Annotated in this window: 13 protein-coding genes; 8 read left to right on the top strand and 5 right to left on the bottom strand. The window is 63.3% G+C overall.

Annotated features, from left to right (window positions below):
* Window positions 1-131 precede the first annotated feature (131 nt).
* The gene (locus P1T08_09240; GenBank protein MDF1596268.1) at window positions 132-2,669 is read right to left on the bottom strand and encodes a transglycosylase domain-containing protein; all 2,538 of its coding nucleotides are present in this window, start codon (window positions 2,667-2,669) and stop codon (window positions 132-134) included.
* A 115-nt stretch (window positions 2,670-2,784) separates the two neighbouring features.
* Here P1T08_09240 and P1T08_09235 point away from each other — a divergent pair, with 115 nt between their 5' ends.
* Both P1T08_09235 and P1T08_09230 read left to right on the top strand, forming a co-directional pair.
* On the top strand, window positions 2,785-4,341 hold the full coding sequence (locus P1T08_09235; protein MDF1596267.1) for a methylmalonyl-CoA mutase family protein: 1,557 nt from the start codon (window positions 2,785-2,787) through the stop codon (window positions 4,339-4,341).
* A 7-nt stretch (window positions 4,342-4,348) separates the two neighbouring features.
* The gene (locus P1T08_09230) at window positions 4,349-5,713 is read left to right on the top strand and encodes an NAD(P)H-quinone dehydrogenase (protein ID MDF1596266.1); all 1,365 of its coding nucleotides are present in this window, start codon (window positions 4,349-4,351) and stop codon (window positions 5,711-5,713) included.
* Between the two features lie 74 nt (window positions 5,714-5,787).
* On the opposite strand, the gene P1T08_09225 is transcribed toward P1T08_09230, so the two are convergent.
* On the bottom strand, window positions 5,788-7,539 hold the full coding sequence (locus P1T08_09225) for an acetyl-CoA carboxylase biotin carboxylase subunit (GenBank protein MDF1596265.1): 1,752 nt from the start codon (window positions 7,537-7,539) through the stop codon (window positions 5,788-5,790).
* Window positions 7,540-7,591: 52 nt separating this feature from the next.
* Window positions 7,592-9,142, bottom strand: coding sequence for an acyl-CoA carboxylase subunit beta (locus P1T08_09220; GenBank protein MDF1596264.1), 1,551 nt, complete (start codon window positions 9,140-9,142; stop codon window positions 7,592-7,594).
* A 51-nt stretch (window positions 9,143-9,193) separates the two neighbouring features.
* On the opposite strand from P1T08_09220, the gene P1T08_09215 reads away from it, so the two are divergent.
* From P1T08_09215 to P1T08_09200, 4 genes are all read left to right on the top strand, one after another.
* A complete protein-coding gene (locus tag P1T08_09215) occupies window positions 9,194-9,886 on the top strand; it encodes a biotin--[acetyl-CoA-carboxylase] ligase (protein ID MDF1596263.1) in 693 nt (230 codons plus the stop codon).
* A gap of 19 nt (window positions 9,887-9,905) precedes the next feature.
* On the top strand, window positions 9,906-11,195 hold the full coding sequence (locus P1T08_09210) for an LCP family protein (protein ID MDF1596262.1): 1,290 nt from the start codon (window positions 9,906-9,908) through the stop codon (window positions 11,193-11,195).
* A gap of 82 nt (window positions 11,196-11,277) precedes the next feature.
* Entirely contained in the window at window positions 11,278-12,549 is a 1,272-nt protein-coding gene (locus P1T08_09205; protein ID MDF1596261.1) for a UDP-glucose/GDP-mannose dehydrogenase family protein, read from the top strand.
* Window positions 12,546-13,493 carry a GDP-mannose 4,6-dehydratase gene (locus tag P1T08_09200; protein ID MDF1596260.1) on the top strand — a complete coding sequence of 316 codons (948 nt, stop codon included), beginning with the start codon at window positions 12,546-12,548 and terminating at the stop codon, window positions 13,491-13,493. The genes P1T08_09205 and P1T08_09200 overlap by 4 nt, the downstream gene beginning before the upstream one ends.
* A gap of 337 nt (window positions 13,494-13,830) precedes the next feature.
* On the opposite strand, the gene cofE is transcribed toward P1T08_09200, so the two are convergent.
* Together cofE and P1T08_09190 are read right to left on the bottom strand one after the other, a co-directional pair.
* Entirely contained in the window at window positions 13,831-14,526 is a 696-nt protein-coding gene (gene cofE / locus P1T08_09195; protein ID MDF1596259.1) for a coenzyme F420-0:L-glutamate ligase, read from the bottom strand.
* Between the two features lie 2 nt (window positions 14,527-14,528).
* Complete coding sequence (locus tag P1T08_09190) at window positions 14,529-15,446, bottom strand: 2-phospho-L-lactate transferase CofD family protein (protein ID MDF1596258.1); 918 nt, start codon at window positions 15,444-15,446, stop codon at window positions 14,529-14,531.
* 60 nt (window positions 15,447-15,506) lie between these two features.
* On the opposite strand from P1T08_09190, the gene P1T08_09185 reads away from it, so the two are divergent.
* A complete protein-coding gene (locus tag P1T08_09185) occupies window positions 15,507-18,311 on the top strand; it encodes a hypothetical protein (protein ID MDF1596257.1) in 2,805 nt (934 codons plus the stop codon).
* The gene (locus tag P1T08_09180; protein ID MDF1596256.1) at window positions 18,308-19,618 is read left to right on the top strand and encodes a DUF5719 family protein; all 1,311 of its coding nucleotides are present in this window, start codon (window positions 18,308-18,310) and stop codon (window positions 19,616-19,618) included. The genes P1T08_09185 and P1T08_09180 overlap by 4 nt, the downstream gene beginning before the upstream one ends.
* Window positions 19,619-19,642 lie beyond the last annotated feature (24 nt).

The following is a 19,642-nucleotide window of genomic DNA, read 5'->3' as shown; positions in this document are numbered from 1 at the left end:
CTCGCTGACAGCCACAAGGATCTCCCGGTCTCGACACGACCGACAGGGTGATCAAACGCCAACGATGTCCTGAGCCTTTCCGCCAACGATGTCCTGAGCCTCTCCCCCTATGACATAGAACTTGCTCGCGCCTACGGCTTCGCCTTCTTCTCGACCAGATTGCCCACGAAGATCGTGATGGTCTGGCTGTGGGTTACCGTGCCACCGGCGGCCGGGTTCGTAGAGATCACGCGGTCGGCCAATGCCGGATCGTCGGTGTCGACGGTCTGCCTCGAGAACGAGAGGGCAACGCCCGTTTCCTCCTCGAACGTCCGCAGCGCAGCGATGACCTCGTCGACGGTCTGGCCGCGCAGGTCGATGAAAGGCGCCGATGGTGGGAGGCCGGTCGAGACTTCAATCGACACCGAGGAACCCTGCGCAACCGAAGCTCCTGCCTCAGGGGTCTGCAGTAGCACGGTGCCCTCGGGTTCGAGCGAGTTGACCTCGACCACGGCGGGGGAGAGGTGAGCGTTGTAGATCTCTTCCGAGGCCTCTTTTACGGTCATTCCCTCGACGGCCGGGACATCGGTGGACGGAGTGGAGAGATACTGTGAGGTACCGGCCGGATCGGCAGGCCAATCGAGGGCCGGCTCGTCGGCGAGCACGATGTTCATGAACTCTGCCCAGATCGGAGCGGGAACGGTTCCTCCGAAGATCCGCGAGTAGGCCTGGCCGTTGATGACCACGTTGCGCAGCGGATACTGGAAGTCGGGGTAACCCACCCACACGGCGGTGGCGTACTGAGGCACGAATCCGACGTACCAGGCCTCCATGTAGTTCTGATGGGTGCCGGTCTTGCCGCCCTGCGGCCTTCCGATATTGGCCCTGACTGCAGTTCCAGACGCGGTCGGGACCAGCGTGAGGGGTTTGCGGGCGGCGGCGATGACGGCCGGGTCAACGGTCTGCTGATGCTCAACTTGATGCTGGTAAATGATCTCACCGTCCGGCCCGTCGATACGTTCGATCAGGTAGGACGGTGCCCATACGCCGTTGGTGGCGAAGTTGCCGTAGGCGGAGGCCATCTCGAGCGGACTCACCGCGCCGGCGCCGAGCGTGATGGACGGCACTGCTTCGAGGTCGGACTTGATGCCCATGCGATGGGCGGTTTCGACGATCTTCTCGGGTCCGACGGCGATTGCGACCTGAGCGAACACCACGTTCACGGAGTTGTGGGTCGCCTGGAACAGCTTCATCAAGCCGCCGCCACCACCTGCATTGCTCACGACCCAGATATTGCCGCGACTCGAGCAGACGTAGGGGCACTCGATCTCCTTGGGGCTGCGTGCGTCCCAGTAGGAGCCGAGCGGGATACCGGACTCCAGAGCGGCAACGAGGGTGAACGGCTTGAAGGAAGATCCCGGGTTTCGCCTGCCCTGGACTGCGTAGTCGAACTGCTCCTGAGCGAACGGCAATCCGGACGCCATGACCTTGACCGCGCCCGTGGCGTTGTCGACCATGGCGATGGCTCCGGTCGGGGCGCAGTGCAGCCGATCGACTTCGGGTACCGGGGTGACGGTGGCGTTATACCGGTCGATGCAGTCCTGCAGTTCGCTCTCCGACAGTGCGCTCGTGTCCGGTTGCGGGAGCCAGGATGTCAACATCTCGTTGGCGATCTTCTGCATCTCGAGGTCGATGGTGACGTACACCTGGAGACCACCCCCGCCCTCACACACAACGTCATCGGCAGGGCAGCCGAAGATGGCCTTCTTCCGTTCGTCTTTTGTGGTGCCAAGGAACGAGAACTCGGCGTCGTTGAGGAGTTGCTTCTTGACCTCGGCCACCACGTGGTCGGCGGGGCCCGTGAACTGCTTCGGCTCGGCGATGATGAACGGGTATGCCTGAGCCAGTCTGCCTTCGTCCTGGGTGATGAACTCGTGTTGCATCATGGTGGTGATCACGTCGTTGCGCCGATCCTCGGCGTCCTCCGGCGAGCGGCGGGGGTCGTAGACGGTCGGGTTACGGGGAAGGACTGCCAGCGTGGCAGCCTCTGCGATGGTCAGCTGATCGAGATCCTTCTCGAAGAATTCGTGGGCGGCGGCAGTGATGCCGTACGCAGATGATCCGAAGTACACGAAGTTCACATAGAACTCGAGGATCTGTTCCTTGGTGTAGCGTCGCTCCAACTCGATCGCGGTAACCGCTTCGATGATCTTCCGCTCGTAGGAGATCTCCTCGCCGACGAACACCTTCTTGACTACCTGCTGAGTGATCGTCGAGCCACCACGGCTCGTGTCGTAGCGAAGGTTGTCTATGAAGGCACTGGCAATAGCGGCTGCGTCGATGCCCTCGTGTTGGAAGAACTCAGCGTCTTCTGCGGCCAGCACTGCGTTGACGACGAGTTCCGGGATCTCGTCGTACGGCACCGGCTCGCTGACCCGACCGTCGTGCAGCACGGCCAGAAGTGTTCCGTCCAGCGTGTACATGCGCGAGACGCGGGACAGGTCGGGGAGCTCGAGGAGTTGCGCATTGACATCCGGGATGTACTTCTCGTCGAGATCCTGGAATGTGCCGAAGGCGGCGTTGGCCCCCATGAATGAAAAGAGACCAATCCAGGTCGAGGAAATAACGGCGATTGACAGCAGCGTCGCCAGCGCGACGAACCACTTGCCGCGCCGCTCGCGACGTTCCATCTCGTGAATTGGGGATCTCGATGCCATGAGGTTCTAACGGATCGGGGCCTGGGAAAGTTGCAGGGTATATTCTCTGAACAGCCATATCAGGATACCCGGCTGAGGGAGTACAACGGTGAATCGACGCTTCACGTCGAGCGGCATCGAGATCGACGAGATCTACGGAGGCGTCGAGGTGCCCGAGCGGGTCGGTTCGCCCGGCGAATTCCCTTTCACCCGGGGACCCTATCCGTCGATGTATCGCGGCCGGCTGTGGACGATGCGCCAGTACGCCGGATTCGGGGATGCCCGTTCGACGAACGAGCGTTTCAAAGCCTTGCTGGAGGCGGGTCAGACGGGCTTGTCGGTTGCGTTCGATCTTCCAACGCAGATGGGCCTCGACAGCGACCACCCGATGTCGGCAGGCGAAGTGGGCAAAGTCGGGGTGGCAATCGACACCGTCGACGACCTCCGGACGTTGTTCGACGGCATTCCGCTCGGCGAGGTGTCGACGTCGATGACCATCAACTCGACGGCGGCGATTCTGCTGCTGATGTACCAGATCGTTGCCGAAGAGCAAGGTGTCGCGCCCGCCCGTATCCGGGGGACGGTGCAGAACGACATCCTCAAGGAATACATCGCCAGAGGAACCTACATCTATCCGCCCGGCCCCTCCATGCGCCTCGTGACCGACCTCTTTGAGTATTGCGCCACTGAGTTGCCGGGGTGGAACACCATTTCGATTTCCGGCTATCACATTCGTGAAGCCGGTTCTACTGCAGCGCAGGAACTCGCCTTCACGCTGGCCGACGGAATCGCCTACGTCCACGCGGCCGTTCGGGCAGGGCTCGCCATCGACACCTTCGCCCCCCGGCTCTCGTTCTTCTGGAACGCCCACAACGACTTCTTCGAGGAGGTCGCCAAGTTCCGGGCCGCCCGGCGGATCTGGGCGACCATCATGCGGGATCGGTTGGGCGCCACCGACCCGAAGTCGTGGGCCATGCGATTCCATACCCAGACGGCCGGGAGCACGCTCACGGCCCAGCAACCTGAGAACAATATCGTCAGGACCACCATGCAGGCCCTGGCGTCGCTCCTGGGTGGCACGCAATCACTTCATACGAACTCCTTCGACGAAGCGCTGGGACTGCCGACGGAGCAGTCGGCCAAGATCGCGCTTCGCACCCAGCAGATCCTCGGCTACGAGTCGGGCGTCGGTGACACGGTCGACCCCCTCGCAGGTTCGTACTTCGTGGAGGCGCTGACCGATGCACTCGAAGAGCAAGTGATGAGCTTGCTCGATGAGATCGAAGGACTGGGCGGCGCGGTGGCGGCAATCGAAGCGGGGTTCCAGCCAGATCGGATCGAACAAGCCGCATATGACACGGCGAGGCGAATGGACTCCGGAGAACAGGTGGTGGTTGGGGTCAATCGCTTCACCGATGCTGACGATGGCGAGGTACCCACCACTACCGTTGACCCTGAGTTGGAGCGTGAACAGGTGCAACGGCTGACCGACGCTCGACGGCAGCGGGACGATCGAACAGTCGAGGCGGCGCTGTCGACGGTCGTTGAGATAGCAAGGGGCGAGGCCAACCTGCTCCGTCCGATGAAAACCGCGCTCGAAGCGGGGGCGACCCTCGGCGAGGTGTCTGCGGCATTGCGAGTCGTATTCGGCGAGTACCGGCCCTGAGGTGAATATGAACAGCGAAGACGCGAAGCGTTTCCTGATCGTCGGGGGTGGTCCGGCCGGCACCACCGCAGCCACCATTGCCGCCACGCTCGGTGCTCAGGTCACTCTTGTTGAGAAGGATGTCGTTGGCGGCGCAGCCCATCTCTGGGATTGCATTCCTTCCAAGACCATGCACGCCACGTCGGTGAGGATGGATTCGCTGCGAAACGCCGCCGAACTCGGGCTGACGTCGTTGCCGGGAGAGGTCGATCTGGACCGTCTCGCCGACCGGATCAGGAGTATTTCGGGGAACCTCGAGCGCGGCGCGATCCGGATGCTGCAGTCTCAGGGTGTCGACATCGTCATGGGAACCGGCCGATTCACAGGCCTGAATCAAGCAGTTGTGGAGACCGAGCTGGGGACTCGCGAGTTTGAGTTCGACACCGGCATGATCTCAACCGGTTCGGCTCCGCGGATTCCCGGGTGGGCGACCATCGACGGTGAGCGGATTTTGACTACCAGGGACTGCTACGACCTCGATGTTGTGCCGGAGCACATTGTAATCGTCGGGTCCGGCGTGACCGGTGTTGAGTTCGTGCACATTTTTGTCAGCCTTGGTAGCAAGGTCACGCTCGTCGTTAGCCGTCAGCAAGTGCTTCCCCATCGTGACGCCGAAGTTGCCGCGCTGGTGGAAGAGGACTTCCTGGAACGCGGTGTGCGCCTGGTCATAGGAGCACGGGCAACGAGCGCCGTGCGGACGGACGATCGGGTCGTTGTGGAGACCGACGACGGTCGGCGAGTCGAAGGCTCCCACGCGTTGCTCGCCATCGGATCGGTGCCGCTGACGGCAGGACTCGGCCTGGAGTCCGTTGGAGTCGAAACCGACGAGAGCGGCTTCATTCCTGTCGACACCTACCAGCGCACGTCGGTCCCCCACATCTACGCCGCCGGAGATGTGACCGGGCAGATGCCGCTCTCGTCTGTGGCATCGATGCAAGGGCGCAAAATCGCCCGTCATGCGATGGGACGACCGGTGATACCGCTCGATTACTCGAAGGTGGCCCAGGCGATCTTCACCACTCCCGAGATTGCCTCAGTCGGCCTCGATGAGGCGGTTGCGGCGGCCGAGGGCCGAAAGGTCCGCCTGACCAAGGTGCCGTTCGCGGCCAATTCGAGAAGCGTCATCCAGAGCGTGACGCGCGGGTTTGCCAAGGTCATTTCGGATCCGGCGACTCACGTGGTGCTGGGCGGGACCATCGTGGGTCACCGGGCCTCGGAGTTGATCGGGATCCTGGCCCTGGCGGTCCAGGGCCGATTGAAAGTAGACGTGCTCGTCGAGACCTTGATGGTTCACCCGTCGATGAGCGAGAGCCTGTCCGACGCCGCCTCGTGAATCGTTCCGATTCACGAGGTTCTCGCACCTAATTACCTAGAACCTAGAACCGATTCGTTGAACGGCTCTGCCGTTCAACGAATCACGGCAATGATCGCTCCGGGCGTGACGGTATCTCCCGCCCGGACCTTGAGGTCAACTACCTCGCCTCCGACCGGTGCCCTCACCTCGTTCTCCATCTTCATCGCCTCGAGAATGCAGATCGGGTCGCCCGCTTCGACATGATCGCCCGCCTTGACATGCAGTTTGACGATCGTCCCCTGCATGGGAGCCGTGAGGACGCCGGCATCTGCGCCGGTGGCGGACCCTCCCCGACCTCCCAGCTTCGGTGGTTTCCGACGTGGGGCGGCGCGGGTTCCTCCGGCGGCCGGCTGGATCTGGCTTGTCCACATGCGAACGTCATAACGTTGTCCGCCGACTTCGACCATGATCGATCGCTCCGTGAGGTCCGCGTCCTCGGGCAGGGCTGCCGCGGTTTCCCAGGTGATGCGGGAGAGATCCATGGAGTCTTCCAGCCACTTGGTGTGGTGACGGCCTTCCACGAAGTCCTGGTGGTCGAGTACAGCCAGATGGGCGGGAATAGTTGTTCGGACGCCGGTGATGATGTACTCCTGCAATGCCCGTTTTCCGCGCCGGATCGCTTCGTCGCGATCAGCCCCCCACACGACCAGCTTGGCCATGAGGTTGTCGTAGTACTGGCTGACGGTGGTGGCGGGCCGGATCCAGCTATCGACGCGAACGCCGAACCCTGCGGGTTCTCGATAGTCGATGACCTGTCCGGGCGTAGGGAGGAAGTCCTGACTCGGATCCTCCGCGTTGATCCGGAACTCGATTGCATGTCCACGGGGTTCGACGGCTGTGAACGGCAGGGGATCGCCCTGCGCAACCGCCAACTGCGCCTGGACGAGATCGACGCCGGTCACCATTTCGGTGATGGTGTGCTCGACTTGCAGTCGAGTGTTCATCTCGAGGAAGTAGAAGTTGAATTCGCGATCGACGAGGAACTCGACCGTGCCGGCATTCCGATACCCGCACGTCTCGGCGATGGCCACCGCAGCCTTGCCCAGAGCCTTGCGGACTTTGTCTGGAAATCCTACGGCGGGAGTCTCCTCGATCAGTTTCTGATGGCGGCGCTGGACCGAGCAATCGCGTTCGCCGAGGAAATGGCCGTTCCCGTCGGCATCAACGATTATCTGGGCCTCGATGTGCCTGGCCTGCTCAACGTACTTCTCCACATAGACGGCCGCGTTTCCGAAATACGCTTGCGCCTCGCGCTTGGCGCCATCGATCGCACTCTGCAATTCGCTCTCGTTCCCAACCACCCGCAGGCCCTTGCCGCCCCCGCCTGCTGAGGCCTTGATGGCCACCGGGTAGCCGAACTGGGCGGCGACCTTCTTGGCCTCGTCGGCATTATCGAGCGCATCGATGGTTCCGGGAACCATCGGCACCTTGGCCTTCTTGGCGGCCTGCCGGGAGGCGATCTTGTCGCCCATCATCCGGATCGCATCGGGCGGTGGGCCGATCCAGATCAGGCCGGCCGCCAACACCGCTTCGGCGAAGTCCGCGTTCTCGGCGAGAAATCCGTAGCCGGGGTGCACCGATTCGGCCTTAGATTGGTCGGCCACCTCGAGGATTCGCTTCATGTTCAGGTATGACTCTGCGGCTGGAGCGGGTCCGATATTCCATGCCTCGTCGGCGAGTTGGACATGCAGCGCGTCGCGGTCGAGTTCGGAGTAGACGGCGATTGTCCGCAGGCCCCGTTCTTTCGCCGACCGGATGACCCGGACGGCAATCTCGCCACGGTTGGCAATGAGCACAGACTTCATCGGAGGCATGGTAGGACCCGGTGCTCGCCGCTCGCGACGAACGACTCGCGACTCATAGCGGAATGTTCCCGTGCTTCTTGGGCGGCAGTTCTTCGCGTTTGTTGCGGAGCATCGCCAGAGCGCGAATCAGTTTCGACCGCGTCTCACGTGGTTCGATCACCTCGTCGACAAGTCCGAGTTCGGCCGCCTTGTATGGGTTGGCGAACTTCTCTTCGTAGTCGCCGATGAGTTCGGAGCGCTTGGCGTCGGGGTCGTCGGCACCTGCGATCTCGCGCCGGAAGATCACGTTGACGGCGCCCTGGGCGCCCATCACGGCGATCTCGGCGGACGGCCAGGCATACACGAGGTCTGCCCGAATGCCGCGCGAATTCATGACCACGTAGGCGCCCCCGTACGCTTTACGGGTGATGACGGTGATGCGCGGAACGGTGGCTTCGCTGTAGGCATAGAGCAGCTTGGCGCCGTGGCGGATGATGCCGTTGTGTTCCTGGTCGACTCCAGGGAGGAATCCGGGAACGTCCACAAACGTCACGAGCGGGATGTTGAAGGCATCACAGAAGCGGACGAATCTGGCGGCTTTCTCGCTGGCCGAGATGTCGAGCGTGCCGGCCAGGGAAGCGGGCTGGTTGCCGATGAGGCCCACCGTGTACCCGTCCAACCGGCTGAACCCGACCACGATGTTTGTGGCGAAATCCTCGTGCACTTGATAGAACTCGCCGTCGTCGACGATATGGCTGATCAGATCGACCATGTCGTACGGCTGGTTGGGGGAGTCCGGAATCATCGAGTCCAGGTCGTCGCTCATTCGATCGGGCGGATCGGAAGGAGAGAAGTAGGGCGGCACTTCCATGTTGCTCTGGGGGAGGAATGAGAGCAGGTAGCGGACCTGTTCGAGGGCGTCCGGTTCGTCCTCGGCCACGAAGTGCGTGACGCCCGACGTACCGGCGTGCGCATGCGCGCCGCCGAGATCCTCCATTGTGACTTCCTCGGCAGTCACAGCTTTGATCACATCCGGCCCTGTGATGAAGAGATGGCTGGTGCCGTCGATCTGGTAGACGAAGTCCGTGATGGCCGGTGAGTAGACGGCTCCGCCGGCGCACGGGCCCATGATCACTGAAATCTGTGGGATAACGCCGGATGCCCTGGTGTTGCGCTCGAAGATCTCGCCGTAGCCTGCGAGCGATGCGACCCCCTCCTGGATGCGAGCGCCGCCCGAATCCTTCAGCCCGACGAGCGGCGCCCCGACCTGCATCGCCAAGTCCATTACCTTGACGACTTTGTCGCTGACCGCCTTGCCGAGGCTGCCACCGAAGACGGTGAAGTCCTCGGCGAAGACGAACACGGTGCGACCGTCGATCGTGCCCCATCCGGTGATGACCGCGTCACCAGCAGGTCGCTTCTCTTCGATACCGAAACCGGATGCCTGGTGACGGACAAACATGTCCATCTCCTGGAACGAGCCCTTGTCGAGCAACAGCTCGAGCCGCTCACGAGCGGTGAGTTTGCCTTGTTCGTGCTGACGGTCGATGGCCCGCTGGCTCCCCGCATGGAGCGCTTCATCGCGCAGCCTTCGTAGGTTTTCTATGCGTTCTTCCGTGCCCAACCGTGAGACCCCTTTAAGCTGCTTCGGACTATTGACCTCGGAATGATCGAGATGGATACACATTACGTGCTGGTTTCTCTCGAGGAGACCTCTTCTACCCAGGACCGGGCCCGGGATCTCTTTGACGGGACGCCCGTTCTGGTGGTCGCCCGCCGTCAGACTGCCGGACGGGGGAGGGGTGGCTCCTCATGGGAGACGGCTCCCCGAGCTCTTGCCGCCTCGCTGGCGCTCGCCGTTCTCTGGCCGCCGGAAACGTGGGGCCGGCTTCCGCTGGTAGCGGGGCTGAGTGCCCTCCAGTGCCTGCCCGCCGGTCTCGTCCTGAAGTGGCCCAATGATGTGATGAGAGATGGGACCAAGGTGGCGGGGATCCTGGTCGAGGGGTCCACAGAAGTGGCGGTGGTCGGCATGGGTATCAATCTGTGGTGGAGTGAACCTCCGGCCGGATACGGTGCAGCATTCGATGTCGATCCTGGTGAAGGTGTGCACCTCGAGATTGCCCGATGCTGGGCATCGGCGCTGCTGCGGCGCATGGTTTCTGGTCCGGAAGACTGGGGGCGTATCGAATACCGACGGTCGTGCGCGACGATCGGCCGTCTGGTTCGCTGGCAGCCGGGGGGTGTGGGAGTAGCGGAAGACATCGATGACGACGGGGCACTCCTCGTCCGGACGGACGCCGGGATTGAACGCTTGATGAGCGGTCGGGTCTGGGAGGTGAGAGATGACGGATCCGGTCTCACTCGATGAACGGTAAGCTCACGCACCGATGAGCAACAGCTCCCCGCCTTCTCATCGCCGGGTCTCACGGACCCGGCGCACCTTCGTCACCCTGCTCGTGCTGGCGAATGTGGTCGTGTTCGGCGCATACTTCTACCTCCACAACCTCGAGTCGACGTTCGAGAACGCGGTAACGGTGAATGAGGACGTTGTAAGGGAGCTATCGGCGTCGCCGGAGCAGTCCTCCGATCCATCGACGTTCCTGGTCATCGGGAGCGATTCTCGGGAGAACATCCCGGGCGACTTCGAAGACCACTTCGGCTCGGCCGCCGGGCAGCGCGCCGACGTGATCATGCTGGTCCAGGTGCAGCCGGAGGACGACACGGCTCAACTGCTGAGCATCCCGCGCGACCTCAAGGTCGAGATCGAGGGCTACGGCACTCAGAAGATCAACGCCGCCTACGCATATGGGGGTGGACGCTTGCTGGTGTCGACGGTCCGGGCGGTCACCGGCCTTCCGGTCCACCACTACGTTGAGGTGGACTTCGGCGGGTTCGCCGCAATTGTCGAAGAGGTGGGCGGGGTGACGATCAACTTCGCCCACCCGGCCAGGGACCTGAAGTCCGGTCTCGATGTGCCTGCAGGTCAGCAGGTTCTGGACGGCGAGATGGCACTGGCCTACGCGCGCTCCCGGAGCTACCAGGAGCTGCGTGACGGTACCTGGAGGTCGGCGAATGCCAGCGATATCGGTCGAATGGGCCGGCAGCAGGAGTTGGTGTTCGCGATTCTTTCGCAGATTAAGCGGCCGTCGACGATCACGCAGGCAGAAGAGGTCGTGATTGCGATCGGCAGTCATCTCGAGGTGGACGCGGCTCTGGTCGATCGCGGTGTGCTCGAACTCGCCTGGGCGATGCGCGGCATTCGCCCTGGCGGTATAGAGGCCTTCATCTATCCGACGTCCACCAGCAACATCGGCGGCATCTCCTATGAAGTGCCGGTTGAGCCGGCCGCCTCCGATCTTCTGCGCGAGTTTGCGGCGGGCGGCGCCGTCTCTGCCGCGGTGAATCCCTCGGACGTTCGCCTCGAAGTCTTGAACGGTAGTGGGGTCGCCGGGATCGCCGGACGGTGGGCAGAGAAGCTCGGCGCCGACGGTTTTGTGATCGAGTCGATTGGCGATGCCACATCTTTCGACCACCCGATCACTCAGCTGATCGTTTCGCCAGGGAATGCTTCAATTGGTGGCCTGATCGTCGAGTCGTTGGGGTTCGGGGAAGTCGTTTCGGGAACGCTGACGCCCGGGGTGGATGTGCGTATCATTCTCGGGTCCGACGCCTCCTGATCTTTCGCGGGCCTTGGTGCCCTTCAGTGCCGTCATCACGGCCGGCGTTGGCAGAAAGCGATGTTCTCCAGGAAGGAACGACGTGAAGGTCGCAGTAGTTGGAGCTGGATATGTCGGCCTCGTGCAAGCCGTGGGGCTCGTGGGTCTCGGTCACGAAGTACGGCTAGGTGAGTCGAATCCCGACCGCTTTGGAATGCTCGCAGCCGGAACGTCACCGATTTCGGAGCCAGGATTGGAGCCGCTTCTTCGGAAGGCGCTCGATGAGGGTCGTCTGTCGGTACATCGGACGGGAGCTGAGGCGGCGCAGGGTGCCGTAATCGTGTATCTCGCCGTACCGACACCGGAAGCGACCGATGGATCAGCGGACCTCTCATATGTGTGGCGCGCGCTCGATGAGATTGCCCCTGAGCTCGAGTCGGGAGCAGTCGTGGTGATGAAATCGACGGTTCCCGTCGGGACCACCAAAAAGGCTCAAGCCCTTCTGCAGCGTCGCCACATCGACGCCGTGGTTGCCTCCAATCCGGAGTTCCTGCGCGAGGGAACGGCCGTGTCTGATTTCAAGAACCCCGACCGGATCGTCATCGGTGCAAATTCCGATTCCGCGCTAGAGATCCTCAAGGAGGTCTATCGCGGCCTGGATGCCCCGATCGTCGAGACTGATCCGGCATCGGCGGAGATGATCAAGTACGGCTCCAACGCATACCTGGCGACCAGGGTCGCCTTTGCCAACTCAATCGCCAACATCTGTGAAGCGGTAGGCGCGGATGTCCAGGATGTGCTTCACGGCATGGGGCACGACGCACGAATTGGATTCCATTTCATGCAGCCCGGACCAGGTTTTGGTGGCTCGTGCCTTCCGAAAGACACGCGCGCACTGGCGCACATTGCGTCTTCCGCCGGTTACGAGTTCACGTTGCTCGAGGAAGTCATCGAAGCCAATCGCCAGCAACGGCAGAAGCTCTTCGACAAAGTCAGGGTGGCGGTTGGCGGCGATCTGAACGGCAAACAGATCGCGATCTGGGGGCTCGCATTCAAGGCAGGCACCGACGATCTACGTGAGTCACCGGCCGTCGACATGGCGAACTTGCTGGTTGCCGCGGGGGCGCACGTCACGGCGCACGATCCCGGCGTCGCTCCTGACCTGCCCGGTATCGAAATCGCCATTTCCCCCCTCGAGGCTGTGAACGGAGCAGATGCGCTTCTCATCGCCACCGAGTGGCCGGAGTTCGCCGATCTCGACTTGAGCTTGGTGCGTGAAGCAATGGCCGGCGATGCAGTCATCGACGGGCGAAACCTGCTTGAGCCTTCGACCGTACGGCGAAGCGGCCTTCGCTATTGGGGAGTCGGTCGGTGATCGAACCAACCGCCCGTGCGCTCGTCACGGGTGGAGCAGGGTTCATCGGGTCGAACCTCGTTGACCTGCTGGTCGACGAAGGATGGGAGGTCCTCGTCGTCGATGACCTGAGCAGTGGCCACGCCGACCATCTCAGTGCTTCCCGTCAGCGTGGGCGCGTGAAGCTCCACACGCTCGACATCCGCGAAGATTCCGTGGTCGGCGTTGCCGAGCATTTCCACCCCCACGTCGTTTATCACCTCGCCGCTCAGGTCTCTGTTCCAGCCTCGGTGCTCGATCCGCATCGGGATGCCGACGTGAACATCCTCGGGACTATCAACGTCCTCACTGCCGCGCATCGATCCGGCGCTGAACGGATAGTGCTGGCCGGTTCTGCGGCGACGTACGGCAGCGCGGTGAAACTTCCTGCCAGGGAGACCTATGCAAGGCACCCCGATTCCCCGTACGGCGCGGCCAAGAAGGCGATCGAGGACTACGCGCATGTGTTCTCAGTCCAGCACGGCCTCGACTTCGTGGTGCTGGCCCCGGCAAATGTCTACGGGCCGCGTCAGGATGCCTCGGGTGAAGGAGGGGTAGTCGCAATCTTCGCGGCTGCGGTCACCGGCGGGAGGCAACCGACGATATTCGGGGACGGAACGGCCACCCGGGACTTCGTGTTCGTGGACGATGTGGCCGACGCCTTCCTCCGGGCCGCCTCCAGGGGAAGCGGGCGAAACCTCAATATCAGCTCCGGTGTCGAGACCTCGGTGAGCGAACTCTACGATTCCATTGCTCGTCTCGCTCGCTTCCGGAAAGGTCCTCGTTTCAACGACCGCCGTCCCGGCGATGTCGATCGCTCCCTACTCGATCCCGGTGCCGCGGAACGCAGCCTGGGCTGGAAGGCGTGGACCCCACTCGAGGAGGGACTGGTTAAGACCCTGGAGTGGTTCGCGAAGAGGTCATAGGTTCTGGGTTCTAGGTTCTAGGTGGCAGCCCTACCTAGCCGGCAGAACCCCATACTCTCCACTCAGAACCGCGACAGCAAAACTTGTCGCTCCGCTCCGTGCGCGGTCCTGGTGCCGCGGAACGCAGCCTGGGCTGGAAGGCGTGGACCCCACTCGAGGAGGGACTGGCCAGGACCCTGGAGTGGTTCGCGAAGAGGTCATAGGTTCTGGGTTCTACGTTTTACGTTCTGGTGCCGGCAGCGCCAGACCCGGCTGGCAGAACCTATAACCTAAAACTTATAACTCATTTCCGCGATACTCGAGTGGCCGCCTCCCGGTTCCGTGGCCGTTGTGCAAGTTACCGAAAGAGATCCTCTTCCGGTGGCCTCACCAAGTCAGAGGCGCGGCCGTGTTGCGCCGTGAGTGCGAGGCCCTTGACGATCGCCACCGGTATGCCATCGGACTTTCCCATTACCAGGTCGGCCGCCGCGGCGATTTCGTCGGCTACGCCGACCTCAGTCACCTCCATCACCCTTCCGTACATGTCCGGCCGGCCGCGGTAGTCGATGAGAGCCGGCACTCCGGAGATCCCGATGGCGAAATCGACGACGCCGCGCCGCCAGGCCCGTCCGAATGTGTCGGTGATAATGACGCCTAGGGAGGCTCCGGTGTGCCGCTCGAGTTTGGAGCGAAGCTTGTGAGCGGATCTATCGGGATCGCGCGGAAGCAGAACAACGGTGCCCGGCGTCGTGTTCGATCGATCCACTCCGGCGTTGGCGCACACAAAACCATGCCTCGTCTCGGCTATGACCAGGTCGCCGCGCCTGCGGACAACCGAGACGGCCTCTTGCTCGACGATCCGCCGGTAGTCGTGATCGGCTTCGACACCGGTTTCGACCGCTCCTTCAGCCTTCGAAACGACCTTGTGAGTCACCACGAGCACGTCCCCATCTTCCAGCAACGTGCCTCCGGCGCGGATGGCATCCAGGATGATCGAGGCCAGGTCGTCCCCGGCTCCGATGTCGCCGATGCCTTCGACTGGAATGAGTTGCACCGTCACAGGAGATCCACCATCCAGGATGCGAACTCCCTGGCCGAGTTGAGATCCGGGAACCTGGTGTTGCGTACGTGCACCCCGACGCCGTGGTTCGTAAGCCGTCCTCGTTCGGCAGCATCCGACTGGTCGATGACGAGGTCGCTGATCGTTCCGTCGTAGGCGGCGACCACTCCCTCATTTCCCGGGGCGAAACCGAGCGAAGCCAGCACGCGGTCGGCCGGACCTTTGAGGGGTCGTCCACCGAACAGCGGGCTCACTGCCACCACCCGCCGGGCGGAACTCATGAGCCTGCCGAGTTCGGGCACCGACAAGATCGGCCAGATTGAAAGCGGAGGGTTGGACGGGCCGATGATGATGGCGTCGGCGTCCGCGATCGCTTCGGCGACACCGGGTGCCGGGGTGGCCGCGCTCGAGCCTGTGAAGCGGATATCCAGTACCTCGTCTTCGTGTCCTCCCATGACGAAATAATCCTGGAAGGATTGCCAGTGGCCTCCGTCTATGAGTACCTCGGTACGGAGCCGGTCGTTGGTGGCGGGGAGAACTCTTGCAGGCAGGTCGAGCACAGCGGCGATTTCCCGGGTCACGTCGCTGAGAGTGGCGCCGTCGCTCAGACGGATGGTGCGGTAGAGATTCGTGGAGAGGTCTCCGTCGCCGAGACGAAACCGGGTGTCAATGCCGAAATCGGCGAGGTGGTTGATGACGGCAAACGAGTCATCGGCGAGTCCCCATCCGTGGGGGCCCTCGATACCGGCGAGGGTGTAGGTAACCGTATCCAGGTCGGGTGAGATGGCCAGGCCGTAGATCTCGTCATCGTCGCCGACGTTCACAACGACGGTGAGATCGACATCGTCGAGGGCTGCGAGTCCTCTGGCGAGCCTGGCTCCACCGACTCCGCCGGACAGCATTGCAAGTCTCATTCTCGTCCTTTCTGCTCGCCGACATTGCAGCCGGCGCCCGTCCGCTCCAGAATGGCATCAATGTCTGCTCTACCGCGTCCTCCCGTCAAGGACGCATCCACCGAACAAGCGAATATTGTCGCGGCAATCTCCGTCAGGCACGGTGACCATCTCGCCGCCGTACTCGACGCCGTCCACCACCAAGTGTACGAACCGCAGAGCGTTGTCGTCGTCGGAGGCGGGGACGACGCCCGGACTGCGGCCGGCAATCACGACGTGCGCTGGGCAGCGGACCTGCGGAGCATGCTCGATGACCTCGACCGGGCGACGACCCACATCTGGTTGGTGCACGATGATGCGCGGCCCAGGCCGGACGCTCTGCAGGCACTGGTCTCGGAGTCGATTCGCGTTGACGCGTCCGTGGCCGGATCGAAACTGCTCAACTCGGAGCACCCTGAGGTTCTCGAGTCGGTCGGAGGTGCGACGGACGTATTCGGAATGCCGTACACGGGACTAGAAGTAGGCGAGGTCGATCAGGAGCAGTACGACGTAGTCCGCGATGTGTCGTTCATCCCGGGCGCCTCAGTTCTCGTTCGTCGTGACCTCCTGCGTGGACTCGGCGGGCCGGATGCTCTGCTCCCGCCGCTCGAGGCGGGCATCGATTTCGCACAGCGGGCCAGAACCGCCGGCGGCCGGGTGGTAGTTGTGCCCTCCTCCGAGGTCTTGCACGACCCGAACTGCGGGGCAGATGACCCACCATGGAAGAGCCGAGCCGGTCGGATCCGGTCTTCCCTCAAGGTCTACTCCGCGCTCACCCTGATCTGGCTGATTCCCGTTGGCGCCGTCCTGGACCTCCTCGACGGAATCGTTCGAATAGTCATCGGCCCCCGCCTCTCGCTCATCGACGCGGTGCGCTCGTGGGTGTGGAATCTGGTGAGACTTCCTTCGACCCTGGCGGCACGGAGGGTTGTGAAACGGTCCCGTCAGGTCGACGACGCGGAGTTGTTCCGGTATCAGGTGCGCGGTTCGTCGGTCTTGCGAAAACTCGGCGATGATGTGACCGAGGCGGTGCGAGGTCCGGCTATGAGCGAAGGCGCTTTCACGCTGTCGGACTTGATGGCGCGCGGACGTCAGGTGTGGCAGCAGCCGGGAGTAATCATCGGGGCGATCGGCCTAGCGTTGATCGCACTGGCGGGCCGGGCCATCATCATCGGGCGACTGCCCGCTACCGGCTACGCCCTGCATCTTCCCGATGCCGTGCTCGAGACGCTCAAGACGTATGCCGGAGGCTGGAATCCGGCCGGACTCGGCACTGCGCGCCCGCTGCCTCCCTCGGTAGGTGGGGCGGCCGCAGTCCAACTGCTGCTATTCGGCAGGGCGGGCCTGGCGGAGATGGTCTTGACCGTCGGGGGAGCCTTCGTGACCTTCATCGGAACCTCCCGCCTCATGCGCTTGCTTGGTGTCGGATCCGGTGGGCGCTTCATCGCCGGCGTGGTTGCGTTCAGCGGACCGGCAACCCTGGCGATGACAGACGCAGGGCTGTGGCCCGGCCTCCCGGCACTGGCGGCAATGCCGTTCGCGCTCGCCTCGTTCCTCCGTCCCTGGCCGGGCGGCTGGCTTGCACGAATCGGGCGGGTTGCCGCCGATACGCTTCCGGTCGCCATCCTGGCCATGTTCGCTCCGCTTGCCTCGATTGTGCCGCTGGCAGCCACCATCCTCTGGTTCGCGATCGGCACGGACCGGCACTGGACCGCGGTTGGGCGAGCAGGATTGGCAACCGTAGTTTCCCTCCCGGTGCTGGCTCCGTGGATCGTGTTCATCGACTCAACGTATTTGATTGAGGCCGGTCGACCCTACTTCTGGGCACCGGCGGCGTGGGTCGTTGTGGCCTTCGCAGTTGCAGTGTTGGTCCCGCTATTCCTCGGTTCGCAGCGCACGGCCGCTGTGACCGCCTGGGGTGGCCTGCTGGCCGGTCTTGGAGCGGTGGCGGCGCGGACCGCCGAAGTCGGAGGCGGCTTCGAGCCGTCGGTTGCCGGCCTCGCCACCGCCGCGGTCGGGCTGGCGATCGTCGCAGGGTCGGCGATCGACGCGATTCGACAGCTCGGCTCCCATCGCGTGTGGAGGCGGGTGAGCGTCGTTCCAGGAGTTGTGGCCGGGATCGCCCTGGCAGCGACCTTCTTCTTCGTTCTCGCCGACGGTGCCCTCGGCTTCGGGCAAGACCGGTTCTCCGAGCCACTCGAGTTTACGACGGCCCGCCAGGCAGAGCACGGCACAGATCGCGTCCTGATCATCGGCACGGCCGACAACCTCCCGGGCGATGCGAGGATGGCTGGAGATTTCTCGTACCGGTTGTTCCAGGCGCCGGAGCCGACACTGCTCGATGCACGGCTGCATCCGGCCCAAGGAGGAGACCTGGCGTTGCGGGAGACGTTGCAGGAGCTGACCGGCATCAAATCTCTGCGTCCCGGTGAGCAGCTGGCGCAGTTCGGGATCCGGTGGGTGGTCTTCACGGAGCCCTCACCGTTTGAGGAAGCCTTCGCCTCCAAACTCGACATGAAGCCGCTTCCTCTTACGGAGTTCGAAGCGGTATACGAAAACCTGGTCGCCAGTCCGGTTGCTTCCGAGATCGACGGAGATGCCTGGGTAAGGACCACTGGAGGGTTTGAAGGCTCCCGTTCGGAGGGGCGGGTGCGCATCGCCATGAATGCCGATTCCGGGTGGCGGCCCGAGCCGGCATCGGTCGGGTGGGCGGCCACCGTCTCTGCATCTGAGGGCCGGGCCTGGTACGAGTCGAACGGAGAGAAGGCGCTCTATGCCTGGGTTGCTGCTTTCCTGCTGGTCGGGCTGGGTGGACTTGCCATCATCGGGCGGAGGGCGAAGCAATGAAGCGAATCATCATGACGGTCCTGGTCGGCGGTGTACTTGCGGTCGCGATTCTCCTTCCGGAACCGGAGGTGGTCGTGATCCCGGTCGTATCCACGACGGTCCCGGATGCCGAGCCATCGATTCAGGCCTTCGCCCTCTGTCCGTGGGCATCCACTGAAGGTTCGCTCGCAGGATTGCTGGCCGTGCTCGCTCCAGATGACACGTCGGCCACCCTCACCTTTCCTTCTGCGGGCGAGGTGCGCGATACACAGCAACTTGGCCTCGAGGGTCTGGCCGGGGTGACGTTCGATCTCGGGGAACTGCCGTTTGAAGGGCAGATGCCTTCGGTCGTCGAGTTCACCGCAGACGCCTCGGTTGGAGTACTTGCCTACGACGATCGCATGCTGGCCGGAGCCGGCTGCGCATCGTCTGTGCCGAAAATCTGGCTGCTTCCTGGAGGCTCAACTCGCCCGGGGGACACCCTGGAACTGCAGCTTTTCAACCCCTTCCCGGAGGATGCCCGGGTCACGGTCGTCATGACGAATGAGACCGACTTCGAACCAGAACCGAGTCTCGAAGCAGTCACGGTGAACGCCCTGAGCTGGCGGACGTACGACATCGCCGCGCTGCTGCCACTGCGTGAGTCGCTTTCGGCGGTCATCGAGGTCGAGAAGGGTGTTGTGATTCCGGCCTTCCTGCAGGTCGGCCCCGAGGATCAGGCGCTGTGGACCGGTGTCGACCGGGCGGAAACGTGGGAGTTTCCTCTCGTGGCGACCGCCGGTCTCGATGCCTCTCTGGTTCTGGCGAACCCGACCTCGCTCGCCGTCACCTACTCAATCGACCGATTCGGCACGAAGACATCTGAGCTGGACTTCCTCGGAGGGACTGTCGAGGCTGGCAAACACGTACGAATCCGCCTCAGAGACCTCCTGACGGAACCATCCGGTTTTCAGGTGCGGGCCGACGGCCTGCTCGGCGGAGTGATCGTGGGGGAGAGCGAACAAGCGCGCGCCGTGACGGCGGGAACTCCCACCCTGGCGGAGTCGTGGCTCATTCCGGGGCTCGGATCGCTGCCCGACGCCCAGCACGAACTCTGGATCCTCAACACATCTGCCGAGCAGGTGACCGTGACGTACGCAGCACTGAACGAGAATGGCACCGACCGCTCTGGCAAGGTCGCCGTGGCGGCGGGCTCGGTCCACCGGATCGTTTTGCCCGTGGCAGACGCGTCGGGTGTGTTTGTCGAAGCAACCGCTCCGATCACGGTCGGGGCCGCCATGATCAGGGGAGCGGCAGTTGCCTACCTGTCCCCGGTTCCCCTTCCATAGTCATAAGCCGCAAGGCCAAGCCGT

This window comes from Acidimicrobiia bacterium (genome assembly GCA_029210695.1).
Taxonomy (GTDB): Bacteria; Actinomycetota; Acidimicrobiia; order Spongiisociales; family JAHEDJ01; genus JAHEDJ01.
Note: the sequence above shows the minus strand (reverse complement) of the source record. Positions and strands in the feature narration are given on the sequence as shown.